We start from the raw sequence: 21,312 nt of genomic DNA, 5'->3' as shown, positions 1-21,312 counted from the left end.
GGAGTCACCGTGCTGTCGCCGCACCACCTCCACGCCACCGCCGCCGCCTGGTCCCTCCAAGCGGCACGCGCCGCCCTCGTCCGCCGCGCCATCGCCGAAGCCCGACAGCGCGGCGACGACCTGATCGCCGCCGGCCCCATCTCGTCCCCCGTCTACGGCACCCGCCACCCCGTGGGCGGCCACGGCGACCCGGTCAGCGCCACACTGACGCTCGACCACACCCCAGCCAGGGTCACCAGATGGGGCGAGCTGGTCTCGCGCCTCGACGGCCGTCTCGGCTGGCTCGCCCGGCAGATCGGCGCCACCCCCAGCATCTGGACCCAACTGGAGTGGGTCATCGACACCCTGCCCGCACTCCAACCCGGCACCGCCCGCGTCGTCCACCGACACCTCGCCGACGAGGACACGTGGGTGCGCGCACTACCCATCGCCGTCCCGCCATCCACCCGGCCGCTGCCCGGTGTCGCCTGCCCCCGCTGCGGCGTCCGGCAGCTCACCGTCCACTGCGCCGGCCCGGTCGACGGCTGGACCGTCACCTGCGTGTGCCTGTGCGTCGGTGCCGGCTGCCCGTGCGGCATGGCCGGCGCGGTCGAAGGGGTGGCGCACATCTGGCCCCGGACTGCGGTGATCGGCGCGGTCGCGGGGGCCACACCGACCCGAGCAACCAACTGACCCGAGAGGACCAAGCGTGAAGAAGTTCCGCAAGAAGCCCGTGGAGATCGAAGCCATGCAGCTGATCGATGACCTCGGCAACCACGTCGCCATCGCTGACTGGATCCGCAGCCACGGCGGCAACGTGGTCATGCCGGCCGTTGACCCGTTCCTGTACATCGACACGCTCGAAGGCCGGATGCGCGCCGACATCGGCGACTACGTGATCCGAGGGGTCAAGGGCGAGTTCTACCCGTGCAAGCCCGACATCTTCGAGGCGACGTACGAGCCCGCCTGACCGCCCTTGGCCCGGGGTGTGCACCCGCCCCGGGCCACCCCGACCGAGAGGACCGACCGATGGACGACACGACGCAGACCGTCTACATCAGCATCGGCAACAGCGACGACAAGCTCACCCAGAACTTGTGGGCGCACTTCTACGCACTGGTGGAGTACCACATCCGCGACCATGCCCAGCAGATTCACGGCCGGTGGCAGTCAGTGCCGTCCGACCCCTGGCAGAACGCGTGCTGGTGCATCCAGATCGCGCCCATGCACGCCGAAGAGTTGAGGCGCAAGCTCGCCCGAGAGGCGAAGGCGTTCCGCCAGGATTCGATCGCCTGGGCCGTGGCGAACACCGAGTTCCTCGGAGCCGAATCGTGAGGTGGCTCCGACGGTGGCGGCAACGCCGCGCTTGCTTCCACCACGACTGGCGGACCGGGGAGTCGTGGATTGCTGACCAGATCGTTGACGCTGGCCGCGCGAAGCACTTCTGGTGCACCCGCTGCGGCCGGTACTGGACCTGACGGATGCCACCAGAAGTTCCGTTCTGTTGGCCTACAATGGACGCTGTGACCAACGCTCTCGCCACCCTGGACGAGCCTGCCGACCACCTCGGCAGGCTCGTCGCCGCATTCCTGGCCGGCCGCCGATCCCGCCTCACCGCCGAGGCGTACGCCCGCGACCTCACCAGCTGGCTCGGCTGGTGCCACACCAACGCCGTCGACCCGCTCGACGCCTGGCCCGCCCACATCCAACTCTGGCTCACCCACCTCGCCGAGCAGCGCCGCGAGGCCGGCAACACCCGCGCCCGCCGGCTCGGCGCCGTCTCCAGCTGGTACGGCTGGCTCATCCGCCACCAAGCCGCACCCCGCAACCCCGCCCTCCTGGAACGCGAAGAGCGGCCGGTCCGCGCACCCCGCAAGGCCCCGGCGTTGTCCGACCAGCAAACCGCCGCACTACTCGCCGCCGCCGACCTCGACAGCCGCCGCGCCGCCGCCATCGTCTACCTGCTGCTCTACACCGGCATCCGCGTGGGCGAGCTGCTCGGCGCGACCACCGCCGACCTCGGCGAAGACCGCGGGCACAGCGTGCTGCACATCCGGGGCAAGGGCGGCAAGCTGCGGGTCGCCTCGCTGGTGCCGCCGGTGATGCTGCGACTCCACGCCTACCTCGCCGAACGCCCCGACATCGCCGGCACCGCACTGGTGCCCGCCGAGCAGGCCGGCACCGGCGGGCCTCGCCCCCTGGTCGCCACCGCCAACGGTCGGCCGCTCGACCGCAAGGAAATCCGTCGGCTCCTGCGCCGGTTGGCCCGGAAGGCCGGTCTGCCCGAGGTGCTCGCCGACCGGATCAGCCCGCACTCAGCCCGCGCCACGTTCGCCACCTCCGCTCTCGACGCCGGAGTGCCCGTCCGCGACGTGCAGTACGCGATGGGCCACGCCAGCCCGGTAACCACCGAGGGGTACGACCGGTCGACACTCAGCCCGGATCGCAGCCCGGCCTACCGACTGTTGACCAGGTTCGGGAGCGGTACCGTCGAGACGTGATCACGATCCAGGGTCGCGAGTGGGGCACACCCGCCGAGCTGGCCGCAGCCCTCGGCTCCGACGTCACCGAGGGCATGATCCGCCGGTGGCGTGACCGCAAAGGCTTGACCACCGTCGCCGGCTATTCACCCCTGGACGAAACGGCCCGCATCGAGCGTGACGCGCGACTCAGCGGACGCGGTCGGCCGCGTCGAGTTGACGTTGGAGCCGCCCTGGTCGCATGATTTGTTCACTCGGCCGTACAGGCGGAGTGTGCCCACAGCCCGGACGGAGACCCCCAGGGTCCGCCGGGCTGTCGTGCGTCCGGGGGACGGCCGGCGCGCAAGGGGTGCGGGTAAGCGGGCAGGCCGGAGGTGCGACCGGTCTGCCCGCACCCGAAGCGACGTGGAGCAGCTGGTAGCTCAGAACAGGGTGGCTTCGGTCAGTTCCGTTGCCGCAGGAGCAGGTACCACGCGGACGCTGTACGCCTGACCTCGTTGGTGCGTTCGCTCGGCGTGGCAGTTCGCGCAGACCACCTCGCAGCGGGCAACCTCCGCCGCGATGCGCGATAGGGCGATGTTCCGCCGGCCAGCGTCGCCGATGGTGAACGCCTTCTCGCCCGGCGAGTGATCGAACTGCATGACGTAATACGGGTACTGGATGCCGCAGTCGGCGCACGGCTTGCTCTTGGCCTCGCGGAGTAGAGCCTTTATCGCCTCACGGTTCTTCTTCCGGTGTGCGGCGGCCCGTGCTTTGTAGATCTCGCGGTTGGCCTCGTAGTGGGCTTTCGCTAGTCGTCGCTGGTCTTCGGGGTTGGCGTACGGCACCCAAGGATCATAGCAACGCAGCGCAGTTTGAGCCCCGTCCCCGGTTCGAACCCGGGCGTCGCCACCATCACCACCGGACAAGGCGCCGGAGGCCACCAATGACCAAACCCAAGCCCGTCGGCCCCGACGACCACGAGCTGGTCCGCGAGCTGCACGCCCAGCACCTCAGCCGCAACGAGATCGCCCGCCGCATCGGCCGGTCCGGCCGCACCGTCTCCCGGATCGCCGACCATCTGGGCCTGACCTTCGAGCGCGGCGATCTAGTGAAGGCCGCGACCGAGGCCCGGAAAATCGACGCCCGGGCCAAGCGGGCAGCACTGGCCAACGCTCTCCTCGACGACGCCGAGCGGATGCGCCGGCAGCTCTGGCAGCCGGCGGACTACGTCGACCACGGCGGCAAGGAGTTCATCCGCGTCGACTGGACGACGCCCGAGCCGACCTTCGCCGACAAGACGAAGATCATGCAGGCTGTCGGCATCGCCGTCGACCGTGCGGTCAAGCTCGACGAGTACGACGCCGACCCCGGCATCGACGCCGCCAAGAGCATGCTCGGCGCCCTCGCCCGCGGCCTGGGCGCCGCGTACGACCAGCTGACCCAGGCCGAGGCCGCCAGCGATGGCGGTTGACCTCGACGCCATCAGCCGTACCCTCTCGCCGATTCACCTGCGGAGCGTGGTCGAGTCCACCGCCCGCCTGAACATCTGGCAGGGCAGCGTCCGGTCCGGCAAGACGGTGTCGAGCCTGCTCCGGTTCCTCCTGGCCGTCGCCACCGCGCCAACCTCCGGCCGGGTGCTGCTCTTCGGCAAGACGAGGGAGAGCGTTGGCCGGAACGTGTTCGCGGTCCTCACCGACCCGGCGATCTTCGGCCCGCTTGCCCGGCTCACGAAGTACACCCCCGGCGCACCGACTGGCACCATCCTCGGCCGCCTGGTCGACGTGATCGGCGCGAACGACGCCAAGGCCGAGCCCAAGGTCAGAGGGCTGACGCTGTGCCTTGCGTACGGCGATGAGCTGACGACTGTGCCCGAGGCGTTCTTCACCCAGGTTCTGGCCCGGCTCAGCGTGGCCGGCGCGCAGCTGTTCGGCACCACCAACCCGGACGCACCCAACCACTGGCTGCGCAAGAAGTACCTGCTGCGGGTCGGTGAGCTGAACCTCCGCACCTGGCACTCCACGCTCGACGACAACCCGCACCTCGACCCGCAGTACGTTGCCGACCTGAAGGTCGAGTACGTCGGGCTCTGGTACAAGCGGTTTATCGAGGGCCGCTGGGTCCAGGCCGAAGGCGCTGTCTTCGACATGTGGGACGAGGACCGCCACGTCGTGCCGGTGCTGCCCGAGATCCACCGGTGGATCTCGCTGGGCATCGATTACGGTACCCGCAATGCCACCGCCGCCCTGGTCCTCGCGGTCGGCGCGGATGGCCATCTGTACCTGACCCACGAGTGGCGGCACGACCCGGCCACCGCCCGCCGACAGCTCACCGATGCCAGCCTGTCCCGCGAGCTGCGTGCCTGGCTGGACGGCCTGGAGGTGCCCGGCGGCGCTGGCCTGCGCGGGCTGCGGCCGGAGTGGACGGTGGTGGACCCGTCGGCGGCCTCGCTGCGGCTCCAGCTGCACGAGGACGGCATGACACCAGCCCTGGCCGACAACAGCGTGCTGGACGGGATCCGGCTCATGTCGTCGCTGCTCGGCAACGGTCAGCTCAAGGTGCACCAGTCGTGCCGGGGGCTGATCGACGAGATCCCCGGCTACTCCTGGGACGACAAGGCCGCCGAGCGGGGCGAGGACGCGCCGATCAAGGCCGATGACCACTCGATCGACGCCGCGAGGTACGCGATCAAGACCCCTGAGGTGCTGTGGCGCCCGCTGCTGCGGTCCGTCCACGCGTTCGCAGCCTGACCCGAGAGGACTCCCGTGGAGCGGGTCTGATGAACGATCTCGACGACGCCGCTGCGGCCCTCAACCCGCCGCAGTACGGCAACAGTCTGCACTTCCCCGCCTGCCGCGTCGGGTCGTGCACCGGCTGCCTGCCACCCCCGCCGCCGATCGAGCAGCCCCCGCCGCAGCTGGACCTCAGCCTGTTCCGCCCGCCACCGACCATGCGGATCCTCACGCGACCGCAGGACTGGGCGGCACCGGCCCGCGCGATCCTCCGCGAACGCGGGGCGTGGCGCACGTAACCACCACCGACCGAGGAGGGCCTGGTGCCGATCCCCACCGGCGGCACCTGGCCGCCACCCGCACACGCCCCCGCCTACTCCGCCTACCGCACCTGGGACGCCTGGTACGTCGGCGACCCGGCCGAGCTGGTCAAGGTCTACACCGAACGCCCCGCGGCCAAGGTCCGGCCCTCGCAGCTGGCGGGTGGCGTGGTCGGCATGCTGTCCCGCTTCCTGTGGGGCACCCCGCCCCGGGCCGGCCAGCGCGACACCCGCCTCCACGTCCCGGTGCCCGCCGACCTCGCGGCCACGTCCGCCGGGCTGCTCTTCGCCGAGCCCCCGGCCCTGGCCTGCGACAACACGGCGGCTCAGGAGGCAGTTGACCGGCTCATCGAGCACGGCCTCTACACCGTGCTCCGCCACGGCGCGGAGATCGGCTCCACCCTCGGCGACGTCTACCTCCGCCCCGTCATCGACCGCGACGTCGCTGCGGACCGGGCCATCGCCACCGCAGTGCCGGCCGACGCCGCGATCCCCGTCATCCGCTGGGGCCGCCTGCTGGAGGTCACCTTTTGGTCGACTGTGTACGAGAGCAGCGGCACGGTGCTGCGGCTCCTGGAGCACCACGACGTCATTAACGGCGCCGGCCGAATCACGTACGCGCTGCACCAGGGCACCGACCAAGAACTGGGCCGGCCCATACCGCTCACCGAGCACCCCGACGTCGCCCACCTCGCCGAGCTGCTCGACGAGACCGGATCGCAGCCGACCGGCCTCGACCGCCTCGACGTGGTCCGCATCCCCAACGCCGGCCCTCAGCGGCTCTGGCGCAAGCTGGGCCCGCTCAAGTACCACGGCCGCTCCGACATGGACGGCAACGAGCCGCTCTTCGACCGCATCGACGAGGTGTGGACGTCCTGGATGCAGGACATCCGCCTCGGCCGGGGCCGGATCACCGTGCCGGAGTACATGCTCCAATCCAACGGGCCCGGCCAGGGCGCCGTCTGGGACGCCGACCGCGAGGTGTACTCGGCGATCAACGCCATGCCCGGCCAGCAGGCCGGCACCGGCCTGACCGTCAGCCAATTCGCGATCCGGACCGCCGAACACAAGGCCACCCTCGACGAGCTGATGCAGACCGCGATGCGCCACGCCGGTCTCTCCGCCCAGACCCTCGGCGACGAAGGCGACGTCGCCATGACCGCGACCGAGGCGCAGAGCAGGGAGCGGCAGACGTTCGTCAGCCGCGGTGACCGGGTGACCACGTGGGCCCCAGCCCTGGCGGAGTATGTCGAGCTGCATCTCGCCCTGGAGCGCGCGCACTTCGCCGGTCCGGAAGAGGAGCGGCCCAACGTCGAGTTCGGCGACAGCATCACGGAGTCGCCGGAGCAGGTGGCCCGCACCGTGCAGCTCCTCGACGCCGCCACCGCCGTATCGGTCGAGACCAAGGTGCGGATGGTCCACCCGGATTGGGACGACGACCAGGTCCGCGAGGAGGTCGACAAGATCCGGGGCGATCAGCCGGCCCCGATCGAGGTCGGCGGTGCGCTCGGTGCACTGGCCGGCAACCAGCCCAACCGGGCCGAGGGCGACGAGGAGCCACCGCCGGCCGAGGAGTAGCCCATGGCGCTGACCGGCGACCAGATCGAGGCCATCAGCCGCAACGCCGTCGACCTCTACCGGGCCGCCGAGTCCGCGATCCTCGACGAGGTCACCCGCAGGCTCGCCGCCGGCCAAGACGCCCCCGACTGGGCCGTCACCCGCATCGGTGCCCTCGCGCAGCTGCGCACAGCAGTCGAGCGGATCCTCGCCCTGGTCGCCGACGAGAACGCGGAACGGCTACGGGAGCTGCTGGCCAGGGCGTACCGGACCGGACAGGGCATTGCCACCCGCGACCTGCCCGCCCAGCTGCTACCCCGCGACCTGGACGCGGCCGGCGCGGCTCGGGCGGCCGGAACCGTACCGCGGATCGCCGTCGTCGAGAACCTTGCGGCAGCCCTGGCGGCCGACGTCGGCGCGAAGCACTCCAACGTGCTCCGCCACGTCCTGGACGTGTACCGGCTGGTGATCTCGCAGGCGACCGGTGTGTCGGTGGCAGGTGGGATGACCCGCAGGCAGGCCAGCCAGTGGGCGTACGCCCGGTTCGTCGACCAGGGCGTGGTCAGCTTCACCGACGTGTCCGGGCGCCGCTGGCGGCTCTCCAGCTACGTGGAGATGGCCGTCCGCACGGTCACCCAACGCGCCGCAGTCCAGGGCCAAACAGACCGGCTCACGACGCTCGGGGTCGACACGGTCATCGTCTCCGACAGCCCACGCGAGTGCCCGCGCTGCCGCCCCTGGGAAGGCAAGATCCTCTCCGTCTCCGGTGGCGTACGGGGCCGGGTGCAGCTGCCCAGCATGGTCGGCGACGGCACAGTGACCGTGGACATCGCCGGCACGGTCGACGAGGCCCGCGCGGCGGGACTTCAGCACCCCAACTGCTTCCCCGGTGACGTCCTGGTCTTAGCGCCCAGCGGTGTCGTAGCGGCGGACGCCCGGCGGTATGAGGGTCCGATCGTCGTCGTCCACACAGCCAGCGGCAATGAGCTGCCCGTCACCCCAAATCACCCGGTACTGACGCCGGAAGGCTGGGTCGCGGCGGGACAGCTCCACGTAGGCCAGAGCGTCCTCCGCTACCGCGGCGACGTCGAGCGTGCGGCCGAGTGTGGACCAGACGATGAGCAGGTTCCAGCCCGCATCGGCGATGTGTTCGACGCGCTGCGGCAGGCGAGCCCGGTGGCGCCCATCCGCGTGCCAGTTGCCCCCGAACAGTTCCACGGCGACGGGTTCGGCTCCGATGTCGATGTTGTACTTACCGATGGCCTGCTGGGGGATGGAGCCTGGCAGAAGTGCCGCCACGGCGAGTTCGTCCGCCGTGGCGTGGGCACGGGTGCGCTGCTTGCCTCGGGCGCGCCGTTCGAGGTCGTCGGTGGTTCGGGCCATGCCGCGGACGGCATCGTGGGCGGCAGCGGCGAGCTGGCTGCGTTCCTCGCTGGTCATCCGGCCGGCGCGTCGCTCGGCGGCCTGGCCGCGGCTGATGGCGGCACCCCTGACGCGGATCCAGCGACTGACGCTGGCCTGGCTGATGCCGAAGCGGGCCGCGAGGTCGTACTGGCGCTCGCCGGAATGGTAGAGGCGGATCAGGTGGTCGACCTGGTCAGGCGTGAGTACGCGGGGCACGTGTACAACCTCCAGACTGGCGACGGTTGGTATGTCGCAAGTGGAATTGTAGTGCACAACTGCACGCACAGCCTCAGGGCGTACCTGCCCGGTGCGACCCGCCGCCCGGCCCGGCTCACCCCGAACGCCAAGGGGTACGAGGCCAAGGAGCGGCAGCGGGAGATCGAGCGCGGCATCCGCAAGTGGAAAGAGCGCGAGGCTGCGGCCCTGACCGACGAGGCCAGGGCTGGAGCTGCGGCGAAGGTCCGCCGGTGGCAGGCCGCAATGCGCGATCACCTCGCCGCCAACCCCGAGCTGAAGCGACTCCCTTACCGCGAGCAGCCCGGCGCCGGCAACCTACCGCGCCGCTGACCAGGCCACCCGGCAAGGCCGGGCCAGCAACACCCCACCACGACCAGCCTCAAGGAGGCCACGTCATGCACCGCACCCGACGCCGTACTCTCCTCGCCATCGGCGGCCTCGCCTACCGTGGGCCGGCGCGCCGAGACGACCCCGGCGGCCCGACCGGCAGCGGCTCCACCGAGGGTGGCAGCGGCACCGCCGACAACGGCAGCCAGGGCAACGAGGGCGGCCAGGGCAACGAAGACTCCGGCAGCAAGACTCCGGAGATCAAGGGCGAATTCGATCCCGAGCGGCACGCCCGGGCACTCGCATCCGCCCGCGAGGGTGAGAAGAAGGCCAAGGAGGCGAAGAAAGCCGCCGATGAGCGGGTCGCCGCGATCCTCAAGGCCGCCGGACTCACCCCCGACGGCAAAGAAGATCCCGCCGAGCAGCTCAAAGCCGCCCGCGAGACGGCAGACAAGGCCCAGCAGAAGCTCCGCGACAAGAGTCTCCGCCTGGCCATCCGGGAGAACGCCAGCAAGGCCGGCGCTGACCCGGTGGCCGTCATCGACTCCGCCAGCTTCCGCGACACGGTCAAGGAGCTGGATCCCGACGCGGACGACTACGACGACCAGGTCGTGGCCGCCATGAAGAAGGCCGTTAAGGCCAACCCCAAGCTCGCCGCAGGTACCGCCGGCCAAGGGTCCGGAACCGGTCGCCAGGGAGCCGACCACACCGGAGGAACCGGCGGCCGTAGCCGCTCGACCTCCCTCACCGACGCCGTCAAGCGCAAGCTCGGCGGCTAACACCCTGGAGGGGGTGTCATGCCAGTAACCCTCGCTGAGGCGAGCAACAACGCCCAGGAAGACTTCGACGCCACCGTCATCGACGAGTTCCGCAAGGAAAGCGTGGTCTTGGACACGCTGATCTTCGATGACGCGGTCAACCCGGCTGGTGGCGGCGCCACCATGGAGTACGGCTACCGGCGGCTCGCGACCCAGCCCACCGCGGCGACGCGTGAGCTGAACACCGAGTACGCCGCCCAGAACGTGACCACCACCAAGCACACGGTGGAGCTGGCGGTCATGGGTGGGGCATTCACCGTTGACCGGGTGATCGCCCGGATCGGCCCGGCCGCCTCGGGTGCCGTCGCGCTGAACATGGCCCAGAAGATCAAGGCCACCCGGACCAAGTTCCAGGACGAGGTCATCAACGGGGACACCGCGGTGGACGCCCACGGTTTCGATGGCCTCGACAAGGCCCTCGCCGGCTCCAGCACGGAGTTCCGGGCGTCGTCGGTCACCGACTGGCGAACCCTGGACACCACGGAGAAGCGCCTGACCGCGCTCGACGACCTCGACGAGTTCCTCAGCCTGCTGGACGGCACGCCGACCGTGCTCCTCGGCAACAAGAAGCTCCTCGCCAAGGTCCGCTCGATCGTGCGAGGCACCGGCCTGTACGTCCGGGACCCGATCGACGGCCTGCTCGGCCCGAACGGGCGGCCGATCAACCGGGAGTCGTACGGCGGAGTGTTCTTCGCCGACCCGGGCGAGAAGGCCGGCTCCACCACTCCGATCATCCCGGTCGAGACTCGCAACGTGGGCGGCTCGACCACGGGTCTCACCGACCTGTACGCCTACCGCGTCGCACTCGACGGCTTCCACGGCGTGACCACGGTCGGTAGCCAGCTCGTGCAGTCCTGGATGCCGGACTTTTCGGTGCCGGGCGCGGTCAAGTCCGGCGAGGTCGAGCTGGGCCCGGTCGCCGTCGCGCTGAAGGCGACCAAGGCCGCCGCGGTCTGGCGGAACATCCGAGTGGAGGGCACCTGATGCGGTACCGGATCACGGCCCCGGTGCCCCACGTCGTGTCCACCATCGCCGGAGTGGCCTTCAACGACAGCGTCGGTGAGACGGAGAGCGAGGCGGCTCTCGCGTACTTCCGTCGGCACGGTTACAAGGTCGAAGAGATCACCGCGTCCACCGAGGAACCCTCGGTGGACGCGACCCCGGCCGCCGGCGCAGCCACGGACATTCCGCCTCGCGGGGCGTTCAAGGACACCTGGGTCGCGTACGTGACCAGCGAGGCAGCCGCCGACAAGCGGCTCACCCTCGACGAGGCGACCGCGCTCAAGCGCGACGAGCTGGCCGAGCACGTCCTCGGCCCGAAGGAGGACTGACCGATGACGGTCCACGGCGGCTACACGCGCAACGTCCGTGACGCCCTCGCGCACCTCAACGCGGCGGACCCGTCCAGCCCGGACCGGTTCTTTCGCCGCAACCTGCCCCGAACTGGCCTGTACGACTCGGCAGGCGACACGGGCCAGGTCGCGCTGACGACCGAGGTCATGACGTCGGTGCCGATCTACCTGCACGCAGGGGACGTCATCACCAACATCTCCGCCCGGTCCGGAGCGACGGCGGCGAACACTCCGACCAACTACTGGTTTGCCCTGTACAGCAACGCGGCCACGCCCGCGTTGCTGGCGCAGACCGCCGACCAGACGTCGACCGCGTGGGCGGCCAACACCACCAAGACCCTCGCTCTGGCGGCGGCGCAGACGATCCCCGAGTCGGGGATCTACTGGGTCGGGATCATGGTGAAGGCGACCGCGGTGCCGACGCTGCTGGGCTGCGTGGCTGCACCGGCGATCGTCACGGGCGAGCGGAACCTGTCCCAGTCGTCCGGCTCGTCGTTGGCGGCCACGGCCCCGGCCACGATCGCGACGCCGACGGCGAAGCAGTTCGTTCCGTACGTCGTCCTCACCTGACGACCGAGTGAGCACGGTGCCCGGCCGGCCCCCCGTCCGGCCGGGCCCCGCCACACCATCGAGGGGAGGGCAGCATGGCGTACGCGACACCTGAGCAGCTGGAGGCGTACCCGGTCACGGTGCCGGCCGGCGTCAACGTTGAGCTGCTGCTCACCCGGGCGTCCCGGGACGTCGACCGGGCGCTCCTCACCGCCGTCTACGACCCGGAGGATCCGGACGTGGTGACCGCGTTGATGGAGGCTACGTGCGAGCAGGTCGCCGGCATCCTCGACTCGGGAGACCGCACGGGTACCGGCGCCGCGGCCCCGACCGCATCGTTCTCGATCGGCAAGGTGTCGGTGGTGCGGGGTGGTCAGGGAGCCGGCGGTTCCGCGGCTCAGGCGTCGCGGATCGGACCACTGTGGCCGCAAGCCTGGCAGATCCTCCAGGCCGCCGGGCTGACCGGCCACGGACCGCAGACATGGTGACGCCGTGACCTGGGCAGAGTTCATCGCCGCGCACATCCCGACCCCGGCCACGGTCAGCGTGGAGGCGTATCAGGGCTCCGGCGCGTACGGCGACGTCTACGCTACGGCGGCCGATGTCACCCCGTGCGTGGTCGAGCAGTCCCGCCGCCTGGTGCGGGTGCAGACGCAGGACGCCGCCGGCCGCGAGCAGGTCTCCAGCACCACCGTCTACGCCCCGCCTGGCATCACCTGCCCGCCCGGCTCCCGGGTCACCTGGGCGGGCCGCACGTCGCGGGTGCTGGCCCGCTCGGACGTGTCCGCGCACGGGCTACCCCTGCCCGAACACGTCGAGCTGGCGCTGGAGTAAGCCGTGGAGCTGGAGTGGCACGACGAGAAGATCCTCGCGGTGATGGCCAGCGCCACCATGGACGGCCTGGAACTGTCCGCCGAGCATCTCCTCCAGGTCTCCAGCGGCGAAGTGCCCCACGAGGAAGGCGACCTCGAACGGTCTGGTGAGGTGTCCCGGGACGATCAGCAGATGGCCGTCGCCGTGTCCTACGACCGCCCCTACGCGGTCCGTCAACACGAGGACATGACGCTGCGGCACGACCAGGGCCGCAAGGCCAAGTACCTCGAAGACCCGATGAACAGCGAGCAGGACACGATGCTCGCTATCCAGGCCAAGGCGGCCGGTAAGCCGCTCCAGTAGCCCCAGGAGGCCCGATGGCGACCGGTGACGGCTGGACCTCCCGACTCATCACCGGCCTCGCTGAACTGCTCGACGCCGCCGACGTCGGCACCTGGCGGCCGACTGGCGGGTACACCGCCGAGGAGATCGCCATCGTCGTCCGGGGCATCCCCCAGCAACCCGACCGGCTGATCACCCTCGCCCCGTACCGGGTGCCGTCTCCCATCGGGATTGCTGACTTCGTGCAGGGCGTGCAGCTGCGTACCCGGGGCACCACAGACCCGCGCGTCGCCGAGGACATCGCTGACGCCTGCCTCGACCTGCTCGACTCCGCCAGCAACCTGACCGTCGGCGGGATCGCAGTCGTCCAAATCTCTCACCGCTCCTACACGTCCATGGGGCAGGACAACAACGGCCGGTGGGAGACCAGCAGCAACTACTACGTCGAGGCCATGAGGCCGACGATCCACCGTCACGACTGAGAGAGCGAGGCGTCCCATGTCGACGACCCCCACCGACCGCAGGAGTGCCCTCGCCCGGCGGCTCCGCATCGACATCGACACCGCCACCTACCCCGCCAGCCAGTACCAGATCCTGCGCGGCGTGTACGAGCTGGCCCCGATCATCGAGCCCCGCGTCCAGGACGACGAGGTGTACGACGACGAGGGCTGGCTGCGGGAGGCGACGACCGGCGCGCAGTGGCGCCTCGAACCGAAGATCAAGTATTCGTTGAACGAGGACGGGTCCGCCTTCGACACGGTCCACCGGTTCCTCCGAACCAAGTTCCTTGCTTCCGTCACTGGACCGGTGACCGCCGGGGAGTTCGGCATCCGCATCTACGACCGCGAAGGGCTCGACAGCGGCTACGAGTACGAGGGCCGCGCCTACGTGAAGGCGTGGACCCGCGACGGCAACGCCAGCGGCGACGTCGAGAACGTCACCCTCGTCATCCAGGGGCAGGGTCCACTCACCGAGATCACCAACCCGGAAGCCGACCTCACGCCGGTCGTGACCGGGCTGTCTCCGGCGACCGGCGACGAAGCCGGCGGCGAGCTGATCAACGTGTACGGCAACCACTTCACCGGTGCGACCGACGTCGACTTCGGCGCCAACCCCGCCGACGGGTACACCATCGTCAACGACTCGCACATCGTCGCGGTCGCCCCGGCCGGCACCGCCGGCACCGTCGCTGTGCGGGTCACGACCGACGCTGGACAGTCCGCCGACACCGCGGCCGACAACTACGTCTACACCTGATGGCAACTCGCCTCGACGATCTCGACCAGTACTTTCAGCCTGGCCTGGTCCTCACCGTGCTGGGCGCGGAGTACACGATCCCGCTGCCATCCGCCGACCTCGGCTTGTGGTGTCGGCGGATGGCCATCGCCACCGGCGAGATCCACAACGCCAGCAGCGAGCAGGAGATCCGCGCAGCGGTCGCCCGCGTCGAGGCGGTCCCGGAGATGCCCGGCGACATGTCCCTGGCGGAGCGGGTTCTCGGGCCGGTGTACGAGCAGATGCGCACGGCCGAGGTGCCCGATCACTACATCCAGTACTGCGCCACCACGGCCTACATCTGGATCATCTCCGATGAGGAGACGGCCGGCCGCTGGTGGCGGAGTGGAGGCCGCCCGGAAGCACTGCGCCCGGCGGCGAACCGGGCGCAACGCAGGGCAGCGGCGAAGGGCGGATCCTCCCGGACCACGAGTACGGGCGAGGCCAGTACGACCCCGTCTCGGGGCTCTGGGACTGGTACGAGATCCCAGCAGAGGAGCGGCGGCGGGGGGAGCCGGTCGCGTGGTCGGCGATCCTCTCCCGGTGGCGGCTGATCGAGGCCGACCTGGCCAGCGAGTACGGCCTCGACCTGGAGGCGGAGCCGCGGCTGTTGGCCTCCAGGTCGTGGCGGTGGCTCGAAACGCGGATCCTGGGTCTGCTGGCGGCGGACACCCGGCTGTATCGGGCTCTCGCCCCGGAGCCGGAGATGCCGGAGGTTCCGAAGGGGTCTCGTCGCTGATCAGGGGCAGAGGTGCGTACGGGCGGCCTTGACGATGGCGGCGCCCTCGGCTGCGGGGGCATCGAACCGCTTGGCCGCGTTCGTCTCGACGATGTCCGCCTCCTTGCCGGTTTCGATCTCCTGGCAGATGTTCTCTCCGGCGCCGATCGCTGACCGTTCGTTGTCAACGAACTCGGGATCGATGGCGGCCAGAGCTTCCAGGTAGGCGGCCTCGTCGACGGCTGTGCCCGTCGGGGTGCTGGCCACCGGGGCGCCTTCGTCAGCGTCGGGGAGCACCACGAACAGGACGCCGATCAGGACCAGCCCGGTGAGCACGAGAAGCCCGATCACGCCAGGTATGGGGCTCCGCTTCGCCTGCTGCTTCATCTCTGCTCCCTCTCTCGGTGGGTGACCGGCGCACCGTACCGACCTCGGTCAACACGATCCGTCGCCTACCTGACACGGGAGGGAGGGCCACTGTGCTCAAGCTCGGCGAGCTGAACACGATCCTCAAGGCCGATCTCGACCCGTTCCGACGTGACCTGGCCAAGGGCAAGCGGTACCTCAAGGAACACGGCGATCAGATGAAGGCCACTGCCGCGACAGCCGGCGTGGCCATCGCCGCAGCTCTCGGCGGCGGCCTGGTCAACGCCCTCAATGTCGATGCGGCCAAGACCCGGCTCGCGGCCCAGCTCGGCGGCGACGCGAAGTACGCCGAGGACATGGGCCGGATCGCCGGCTCGATCTACGCCCGCGGTTTCGGGGAGAGCGCCCAGCAGATCGGCGACGCCGTCCGGGCCGTGCTCTCCTCGGGGCTGGTGTCGGAGGACGACTCCGACGAGGTGATCGAGGAACTGACGGTCAAGGCGCAGTCCCTGGCGCAGGTCTTCGACCAGGACGTGACCGCGACCGCCCGGGCAGCCGGGCAGATGATCCGCAACGGCCTCGCCAAGAACGGACAGGAAGCCTTCGACCTGCTCACCCGTGGTTTCCAGCAGTCCGGTGACCACGCTGGTGACCTGCTCGACACCGTTTCCGAGTACTCGACGAAGTTCCGCGACCTTGGTCTCGACGGCGCCGAGGCTCTCGGCCTGCTCCAGCAGGGGTTGAAGGCCGGCGCCCGGGACGCCGACACCGTTGCCGACGCGCTCAAGGAGTTCTCGATCCGGGCGATCGACGGCAGCGAGGCCGCCGCCGACGGCTACCGGGCTCTCGGCCTTGACGCGGAGAAGATGACCGCCCAGATAGCCAAGGGCGGCGAGGGCGCGAAGGCCGGCCTCGATGTCGTCCTCGAACGGCTGAAGGCGATGAAGGACCCGGTAGCCCAGGACGCCGCGGCTGTCGCTCTGTTCGGTACGAAGGCAGAGGACCTCGGCGACGCGCTGTTCGCTCTCGACGTCGAAACGGCTGCTGACCGGCTCGGCACCGTCACCGGCGCTGCCGAGAAACTCGGCGACACGCTGGAGGAGTCCAGCTCGCAGAAGCTGGAGTCGTTCAAGCGGCAGGCCATGGCGGCGCTCGCCGACACGATGGCCCAGGCGATCCCCTACCTCGAAAAGGTCGTCGGGTTCCTCAGCGAGCATTCCGAGGTGGTTGGTCCGCTGGCGGTCGGCCTGGGTGCCCTCGCGGTTGTGATCGGCGTGGTAGCCGCTGCCCTGAAGGTGTGGGCGGTCGTCCAGGCCATCCTCAACCTCGCCCTATGGACATCCCCGATTACCTGGATCGTTCTGGGTGTGCTCCTGTTGGTTGCCGCGATCGTCTTGATCGCCACCAAAACGACATGGTTCCAGGATTTGTGGTCGGCCCTGTGGAACGGCGGGAAAGCCCTCGTCGAGTGGGCGATCAACTGGATCGTCGGCGGCTGGTCGTGGCTCATCGGCCTGCTCGTCGACGGGGCGAAAGCCTGGTGGGCGCTGTTCTCCGGCACCTGGCGAAAGGTCGGCCGATACGGCCGCGAAATCTTCCAATGGGTGATCGACAAAGCGATCGCATTCAACCGATTCATGACGTCACTCCCAGGCAAAATGGCGAGCAAACTGCGGTCGATGTTCGATCCGCTGAAGTCCGGCTTCAAGAACGCGATCAACTGGATCATCGGCCGGTGGAACCGCCTCAGCTTCACGATCGGCGGCGGCTCGATCGCGGGCATCGGCATTCCCTCGGTCACCCTGAACACCCCCAACATCCCGATGCTCGCCGAGGGCGGCCGGATCCTGCGTGACGGCCTGGCGGTGGTCGGCGAGGCCGGCCCCGAGCTGGTGCACCTCGGCCAAGGGGCGGCAGTCCAGCCGCTGACCGGCGGCGGCAGCTTCAGCAGCGGCCAGCATGCCGAGCGTCGGTTGACCGGCGAGTTCAAGGTCCGGGGCCGTGATCTGGTGCTGGTGCTGCGCGAGATGGCGCAGACCACCTCCGGCGGAATCGTCAAGCTCGTGGATGGGTGAGCCATGTCGTACTTGACCGGTGACCCTCTGGCGGTGCGGATCCGGATCGCTTTCGGTGCGGCCGTGGCCGACGATCCGGACACCTGGGAGTGGACAGATGTCACCGAGTGGTGGCATGTTCCGGACGAGGTGACGATTACCTGGGGCCGGTCGTCGGGTGCTGGTCAGGCCGAGCATTCCACGCTCAGTTTGACGCTGAAAAATGACGGCCGTTTCACCGCGTACAACGGGATGAGCCCGTACTGGCCGTACGTGGAGACGTGGGTGCCCATCGCTTTCGACATCGACCTCGGCGACGGCGCAGGGTGGCGGAATCGTTTCAGCGGCTTCGTCCAGAAGTGGCCGCTCACGCTGCCCGGCGGCTCGTCACGGATGGCACTCGCCAAGATCGAGGCCGTAGGTGTGCTGGCCCGCCTCGGTAGGGGCAACCCGCCGGCCCGATCGGCGATGTACCGGACGATCCGGCGGGCATCGGTCGCGTACTGGCCGATGGAGGAAGGCTCCGGCGCGACGATCGCCGGATCGGCTTTCTCCGGCCATGCACCGCTGACCGTACAGGGCGGCACCTTGGCGTTCGCCGACCTGGAGCAGCTGGAGCTCACGAACGGCGACCTCCAGTTCGGTACCGGCCGTCTCGCCGACATCTCAGGCGGAGCACGGATGTCCGCAGTGCTCGCCCCAGAGGTGATCGCGGCCTGCTCGGGACCGGACGGATGGACAGCCAACACGTGGATCCAGGTGCAGGACTCCTCCACGCTGTCCGGCCCGATCGTGGTGATGGAGGTCGAAACCCCGGGCGGCACCTACGTGCGATGGCAGGTGGTGGTCGACCCGACTATCTCGCCGACCTTCGGCACGCACATCGTGGCGATCGACCAAGATGGGGCGGCCACGACCGTGGCTAGCGACTCCGGCATCTTCACCAGCCTCTTCGGCTACGACCTGAGCGTGTGGCAGGAGTCGCCGGGCACCATCCGCGCCGGCCTATGGTGGTGGCACCCCACCTCGTCGTGGACCGTGACAGGCACGATCTCCGGGACGACAGCCCCACCGACCCGTGTCTGGATCAACCGCAGCGGGGCCACATGCACGGTTCCGCTACCCGTGGGACACCTGGCCATCAACGCCGATCATCCAACGCCGTTTTTCGTCTCCCAGGTTGACTCGAACTCGGGAGTGGGGCTTCACTACGGGACGTTCGCCGGCTTCCTGTATGAGCCAGCGGATTTGCGGCTGCCTCGGCTGGGCGAGGAGGACGGGGTCCGGATCGCCGTCCCGACGCTTCCTGCCGGTGATGAGACGCCCCGGATGGGGTCACAGCGGGCGGGCACACCCGTGCAGCTGTACCAGGAGTGTGAAACCACCGACGGTGGCCTGCTCTACGAGGCGGATTTCGGGCTCGCCTATCTGCCTCGGGTGTTGCGCTACAACCCCGAGGTGGCGCTCCTCCTCGACGCCAGCCAGGGGCAGCTCGGGTTGCCGTTCGAACCGGCCGGCGACGACCAGCTGCTACGCAACCGGGTAACGGTGGAGCGTGTTGGTGGGGCTTCGGAAACGGCCGAGGACCAGGACAGCGTCGTACGCCAGGGGGAGATTGAGCGGCCGGTCACTGTCAACACCCCGACCGATGACGGTCTCGCCGAGATCGCCGCGTGGTGGCTGCACCTGTCCACCGTTCGGGAGCCCCGCTACCCGTCGGTGCCGATCAACCTGTCGAGCCGTCGCGAGCTGGCCGTGTCCTGGGTGCAGTGCCGGCCGGGGTCACGTATGCAGGTGATCAATCCGCCGCGGCAGGCGGTGCCGGGTGTCATCGACCAGCTGATTGTGGGCGCGACCGAGACGTTCAGGGGCCGCCGGAGTTGGCGGGCGGTCCTCAACGTCGAGCCTGCCAGCCCGTGGTTCGTCTTCGTGCTAGGTGACTCCGTGTTCGGACGGCTGGATACCAAGGGATCGGCTTTGGCCACCGCGGCGGCGGCGTCGGATACAGAACTCCTGGTAGCCACGACGAGTCCGTACCGGCGGTGGATCACCACGGCGGAGCGGCCAGACGATTTCCCGCTGATGGTGAGTGTGGCGGGGGTGCCGGTGCAGGTGACGGCGATCAGCGGAACGGTGTCTCCGCAGACGTTCACGCTGGCAGCGCCGTTGGGGTGGGACATGCCGGAGGGGATCGGCGTGCGGATCAGCCGGCAGGCGGTACCGACGTGAGCGTGAGCAACCTGTGGGTGGGTGCGGTCACGGAGTCATCAGCGTGGGTGCGGGGCAGGGTGTCGTCGTCGGCGAACGCCCGGCTGGTCGTGTCCGAGTCGCCGTCGCTGACCTCGCCGGCCTACTTCGGGCCGGTGGCGCCCACCTCCGAGCTGGTGGCCAGCATCGAGGCGGACGGCCTGGATCCGGACACCCAGTACCACTACGCGTTTGAGCACGACAGCGTTGTGGATACGGCCTGGCAGGGCAGTTTCCGCACCCATCCGGTGCTGGGGGAGCCTGCGTCGTACGCGTTCGCGATGGCCACCTGCGCGGGCAGCATCAATAACACGGCCTCAGGCGGGTACACCGACAGCAAGGTGTCCAACCACCCGGTATTCGACGTGATCAGGCAACACGTGCTGGATCCGCTGTTCTTCATCCACGGCGGGGACCTGCACTACCGGGACATCGCGACGAACACCCCGGCGAGCTACCGCACCGCCTACGACGACGTCCTCACCTACAACGGCACCCTGGGGGCGACCGCCCGCCAGGGCCTGCTCTACCGGAACCGGCCACTCGTCCTCACCTGGGACGACCACTGCTACGCCACGAACGACAGCGACGCCACCGCAACAGGACGGCCCGCGGCCCGGCAGGTGTACCGCGAGCGGGTGCCTCACTATCCGCTCGCCGAGTCCGGGGCGATCTACCACTCGTTCGGCGCCGGCCGGGTGCTGTACATCGTGTCCGACGCCCGGTCGGAATCGTCACCAGGTACCGACACCGACGGGCCCAGCAAGACGATGCTCGGCAGCGCCCAGAAATCCTGGATGGAGTCTGTCCTGTCTGCTCCCGGCTTCGACGCCCAGTACCTGGTGTGGGTGATGTCCCGGCAGTGGATGGGTTCGGGTGTCGACACCTGGAGCGTGTTCGGCACCGAGCGTGACGAGCTGGTGCAGCTGTTCGGCGACACCGGTTGGTTATCGCGCATGTGCCAGGTCAGCGGCGATGTGCATGCCCTGGGCATGGACACCGGCACGGGCAACTCCTGGGGCGGTTTCCCCGTCTACTGCTTCAGCTCGCTCGACTCCACCCCGTCCGGCGGCACCAGTCAGTACGACCTTGGGCAAACTCAAGGCGGCCGGGGCCAGTACGGCACCGTGCAGATCCACGACATCGGCAGCCAGCTAGCCGTCACCGGCACCGGCTGGGTGATGGACCAGCCGTGGAGGTGGCACACATCCACGCTGCCGCTGGCCCGGTTGACTCGCCGGCATCAGCCACCGGCCTCTCACGTCCTGCCGCTGTAGGAGGCTTCTGTGTCGATCCCCGAGTTCTTCGCCGGGCAGGTGCTGTACCCGGATGACTTGCAGGCGCTGGTGCTGCCGCCGTCGGTAACGAACCGCCAGGACACGGCGATCACTGGTATCACGTCGACGACGTACGCGGCCGGTAGCACGCCTTGTGGGGTCGCGTTCACCGCGCCACCGTCGGGCCGGGTGTGGATCTTCTGGGCCGGCCAGCTCGATCACGACACCGCCTCGCGGGAGACGCTACTGGCGTTCCGGGTCGGTACCGGTGAGGATCTCGGGCTCGGTACGCAGGTCTTTGGTGCGTCCGACAACGTCTGTTTGTCGAAGACGGCGACGGCCCGGGACCGGATGGGCGTCGGGCACCTGCTGGAGGGGCTTACTGCGGGCAGCGTCTACAACGCGGTCACCATGCATCGAGTGGTGGGTGGCGGCAACGGCCGGGTCGCGAGACGGCAAATCACTGTCCAGGCGAGCTGGTAGGAG

General features: G+C 69.5%; 27 protein-coding genes. 25 read left to right on the top strand and 2 right to left on the bottom strand.

Annotation, left to right across the window (positions count from 1 at the left end; genetic code table 11):
- Positions 1 to 9 precede the first annotated feature (9 nt).
- From Van01_RS19765 to Van01_RS19745, 5 genes are all read left to right on the top strand, one after another.
- Complete coding sequence (locus Van01_RS19765) at positions 10 to 672, top strand: hypothetical protein (protein WP_204009442.1); 663 nt, start codon at positions 10 to 12, stop codon at positions 670 to 672.
- 16 nt (positions 673 to 688) lie between these two features.
- On the top strand, positions 689 to 949 hold the full coding sequence (locus Van01_RS19760; RefSeq protein WP_204009439.1) for a hypothetical protein: 261 nt from the start codon (positions 689 to 691) through the stop codon (positions 947 to 949).
- 59 nt (positions 950 to 1,008) lie between these two features.
- Positions 1,009 to 1,314 (top strand): hypothetical protein, encoded by a 306-nt coding sequence (locus Van01_RS19755; RefSeq protein WP_204009436.1) that lies wholly within the window; start codon positions 1,009 to 1,011, stop codon positions 1,312 to 1,314.
- A 188-nt stretch (positions 1,315 to 1,502) separates the two neighbouring features.
- Positions 1,503 to 2,480 carry a tyrosine-type recombinase/integrase gene (locus Van01_RS19750; RefSeq protein WP_204009433.1) on the top strand — a complete coding sequence of 326 codons (978 nt, stop codon included), beginning with the start codon at positions 1,503 to 1,505 and terminating at the stop codon, positions 2,478 to 2,480.
- Positions 2,477 to 2,704: a hypothetical protein gene (locus Van01_RS19745; RefSeq protein ID WP_204009417.1), complete on the top strand. Its 228-nt coding sequence runs from the start codon at positions 2,477 to 2,479 to the stop codon at positions 2,702 to 2,704. Before Van01_RS19750 ends, Van01_RS19745 begins: the two co-directional genes overlap by 4 nt.
- Positions 2,705 to 2,881: 177 nt before the next feature.
- On the opposite strand, the gene Van01_RS19740 is transcribed toward Van01_RS19745, so the two are convergent.
- A complete protein-coding gene (locus tag Van01_RS19740) occupies positions 2,882 to 3,286 on the bottom strand; it encodes a hypothetical protein (protein ID WP_204009414.1) in 405 nt (134 codons plus the stop codon).
- 98 nt (positions 3,287 to 3,384) lie between these two features.
- Between Van01_RS19740 and Van01_RS19735 the strand changes: the two genes are divergently transcribed.
- The 16 genes from Van01_RS19735 to Van01_RS19660 all read left to right on the top strand — a co-directional run bounded on the left by Van01_RS19735 (position 3,385) and on the right by Van01_RS19660 (position 14,903).
- Positions 3,385 to 3,912: a helix-turn-helix domain-containing protein gene (locus Van01_RS19735; RefSeq protein ID WP_204009409.1), complete on the top strand. Its 528-nt coding sequence runs from the start codon at positions 3,385 to 3,387 to the stop codon at positions 3,910 to 3,912.
- Positions 3,902 to 5,188, top strand: a complete 1,287-nt coding sequence (locus Van01_RS19730; RefSeq protein ID WP_204009404.1) for a PBSX family phage terminase large subunit — start codon at positions 3,902 to 3,904, stop codon at positions 5,186 to 5,188. Before Van01_RS19735 ends, Van01_RS19730 begins: the two co-directional genes overlap by 11 nt.
- A gap of 29 nt (positions 5,189 to 5,217) precedes the next feature.
- Positions 5,218 to 5,469: a hypothetical protein gene (locus Van01_RS19725; protein WP_204009387.1), complete on the top strand. Its 252-nt coding sequence runs from the start codon at positions 5,218 to 5,220 to the stop codon at positions 5,467 to 5,469.
- 24 nt (positions 5,470 to 5,493) lie between these two features.
- Positions 5,494 to 7,068: a phage portal protein gene (locus Van01_RS19720; RefSeq protein WP_204009382.1), complete on the top strand. Its 1,575-nt coding sequence runs from the start codon at positions 5,494 to 5,496 to the stop codon at positions 7,066 to 7,068.
- 3 nt (positions 7,069 to 7,071) lie between these two features.
- On the top strand, positions 7,072 to 9,018 hold the full coding sequence (locus Van01_RS33135; RefSeq protein WP_239099174.1) for a phage minor capsid protein: 1,947 nt from the start codon (positions 7,072 to 7,074) through the stop codon (positions 9,016 to 9,018).
- Positions 9,019 to 9,083: 65 nt separating this feature from the next.
- Entirely contained in the window at positions 9,084 to 9,794 is a 711-nt protein-coding gene (locus Van01_RS19710) for a hypothetical protein (protein ID WP_204009369.1), read from the top strand.
- Positions 9,795 to 9,812: 18 nt separating this feature from the next.
- A complete protein-coding gene (locus Van01_RS19705) occupies positions 9,813 to 10,817 on the top strand; it encodes a major capsid protein (RefSeq protein ID WP_204009366.1) in 1,005 nt (334 codons plus the stop codon).
- Positions 10,817 to 11,164 carry a cupin domain-containing protein gene (locus Van01_RS19700; RefSeq protein ID WP_204009363.1) on the top strand — a complete coding sequence of 116 codons (348 nt, stop codon included), beginning with the start codon at positions 10,817 to 10,819 and terminating at the stop codon, positions 11,162 to 11,164. Before Van01_RS19705 ends, Van01_RS19700 begins: the two co-directional genes overlap by 1 nt.
- Before the next feature lie 3 nt (positions 11,165 to 11,167).
- On the top strand, positions 11,168 to 11,755 hold the full coding sequence (locus Van01_RS19695; protein ID WP_204009360.1) for a hypothetical protein: 588 nt from the start codon (positions 11,168 to 11,170) through the stop codon (positions 11,753 to 11,755).
- A gap of 74 nt (positions 11,756 to 11,829) precedes the next feature.
- Positions 11,830 to 12,222 carry a hypothetical protein gene (locus tag Van01_RS19690; RefSeq protein ID WP_204009358.1) on the top strand — a complete coding sequence of 131 codons (393 nt, stop codon included), beginning with the start codon at positions 11,830 to 11,832 and terminating at the stop codon, positions 12,220 to 12,222.
- Between the two features lie 4 nt (positions 12,223 to 12,226).
- On the top strand, positions 12,227 to 12,568 hold the full coding sequence (locus Van01_RS19685) for a hypothetical protein (RefSeq protein ID WP_204009356.1): 342 nt from the start codon (positions 12,227 to 12,229) through the stop codon (positions 12,566 to 12,568).
- Positions 12,569 to 12,610: 42 nt separating this feature from the next.
- Positions 12,611 to 12,910 (top strand): hypothetical protein, encoded by a 300-nt coding sequence (locus Van01_RS19680; protein ID WP_204009792.1) that lies wholly within the window; start codon positions 12,611 to 12,613, stop codon positions 12,908 to 12,910.
- A gap of 14 nt (positions 12,911 to 12,924) precedes the next feature.
- Positions 12,925 to 13,371, top strand: coding sequence for a minor capsid protein (locus Van01_RS19675; protein WP_204009355.1), 447 nt, complete (start codon positions 12,925 to 12,927; stop codon positions 13,369 to 13,371).
- 16 nt (positions 13,372 to 13,387) lie between these two features.
- Entirely contained in the window at positions 13,388 to 14,146 is a 759-nt protein-coding gene (locus Van01_RS19670) for a phage tail tube protein (protein ID WP_204009354.1), read from the top strand.
- Positions 14,146 to 14,718 carry a DUF7426 family protein gene (locus Van01_RS33130; protein ID WP_239099173.1) on the top strand — a complete coding sequence of 191 codons (573 nt, stop codon included), beginning with the start codon at positions 14,146 to 14,148 and terminating at the stop codon, positions 14,716 to 14,718. The genes Van01_RS19670 and Van01_RS33130 overlap by 1 nt, the downstream gene beginning before the upstream one ends.
- Entirely contained in the window at positions 14,649 to 14,903 is a 255-nt protein-coding gene (locus Van01_RS19660) for a hypothetical protein (RefSeq protein WP_204009789.1), read from the top strand. Before Van01_RS33130 ends, Van01_RS19660 begins: the two co-directional genes overlap by 70 nt.
- On the opposite strand, the gene Van01_RS19655 is transcribed toward Van01_RS19660, so the two are convergent.
- A complete protein-coding gene (locus Van01_RS19655) occupies positions 14,904 to 15,269 on the bottom strand; it encodes a DUF732 domain-containing protein (RefSeq protein WP_204009351.1) in 366 nt (121 codons plus the stop codon).
- 92 nt (positions 15,270 to 15,361) lie between these two features.
- On the opposite strand from Van01_RS19655, the gene Van01_RS19650 reads away from it, so the two are divergent.
- Genes Van01_RS19650 through Van01_RS19635 form a run of 4 tightly spaced genes read left to right on the top strand, consistent with a single transcriptional unit; the run spans position 15,362 to position 21,309 of the window.
- Positions 15,362 to 17,323, top strand: coding sequence for a phage tail tape measure protein (locus Van01_RS19650; protein ID WP_204009349.1), 1,962 nt, complete (start codon positions 15,362 to 15,364; stop codon positions 17,321 to 17,323).
- A gap of 3 nt (positions 17,324 to 17,326) precedes the next feature.
- Complete coding sequence (locus Van01_RS19645; protein WP_204009346.1) at positions 17,327 to 19,531, top strand: hypothetical protein; 2,205 nt, start codon at positions 17,327 to 17,329, stop codon at positions 19,529 to 19,531.
- 2 nt (positions 19,532 to 19,533) lie between these two features.
- Positions 19,534 to 20,826 carry an alkaline phosphatase D family protein gene (locus tag Van01_RS19640; RefSeq protein WP_204009344.1) on the top strand — a complete coding sequence of 431 codons (1,293 nt, stop codon included), beginning with the start codon at positions 19,534 to 19,536 and terminating at the stop codon, positions 20,824 to 20,826.
- Positions 20,827 to 20,835: 9 nt separating this feature from the next.
- Complete coding sequence (locus Van01_RS19635; RefSeq protein ID WP_204009341.1) at positions 20,836 to 21,309, top strand: hypothetical protein; 474 nt, start codon at positions 20,836 to 20,838, stop codon at positions 21,307 to 21,309.
- The last annotated feature ends 3 nt before the right edge of the window (positions 21,310 to 21,312 follow it).

Origin of the sequence: Micromonospora andamanensis, from assembly GCF_016863495.1 — a bacterium.
Classification (GTDB): Bacteria; Actinomycetota; Actinomycetes; order Mycobacteriales; family Micromonosporaceae; genus Micromonospora; species Micromonospora andamanensis.
The sequence above is the reverse complement of the archived record's forward strand: the minus strand, read 5'-3'. Positions and strand labels throughout refer to the sequence as shown.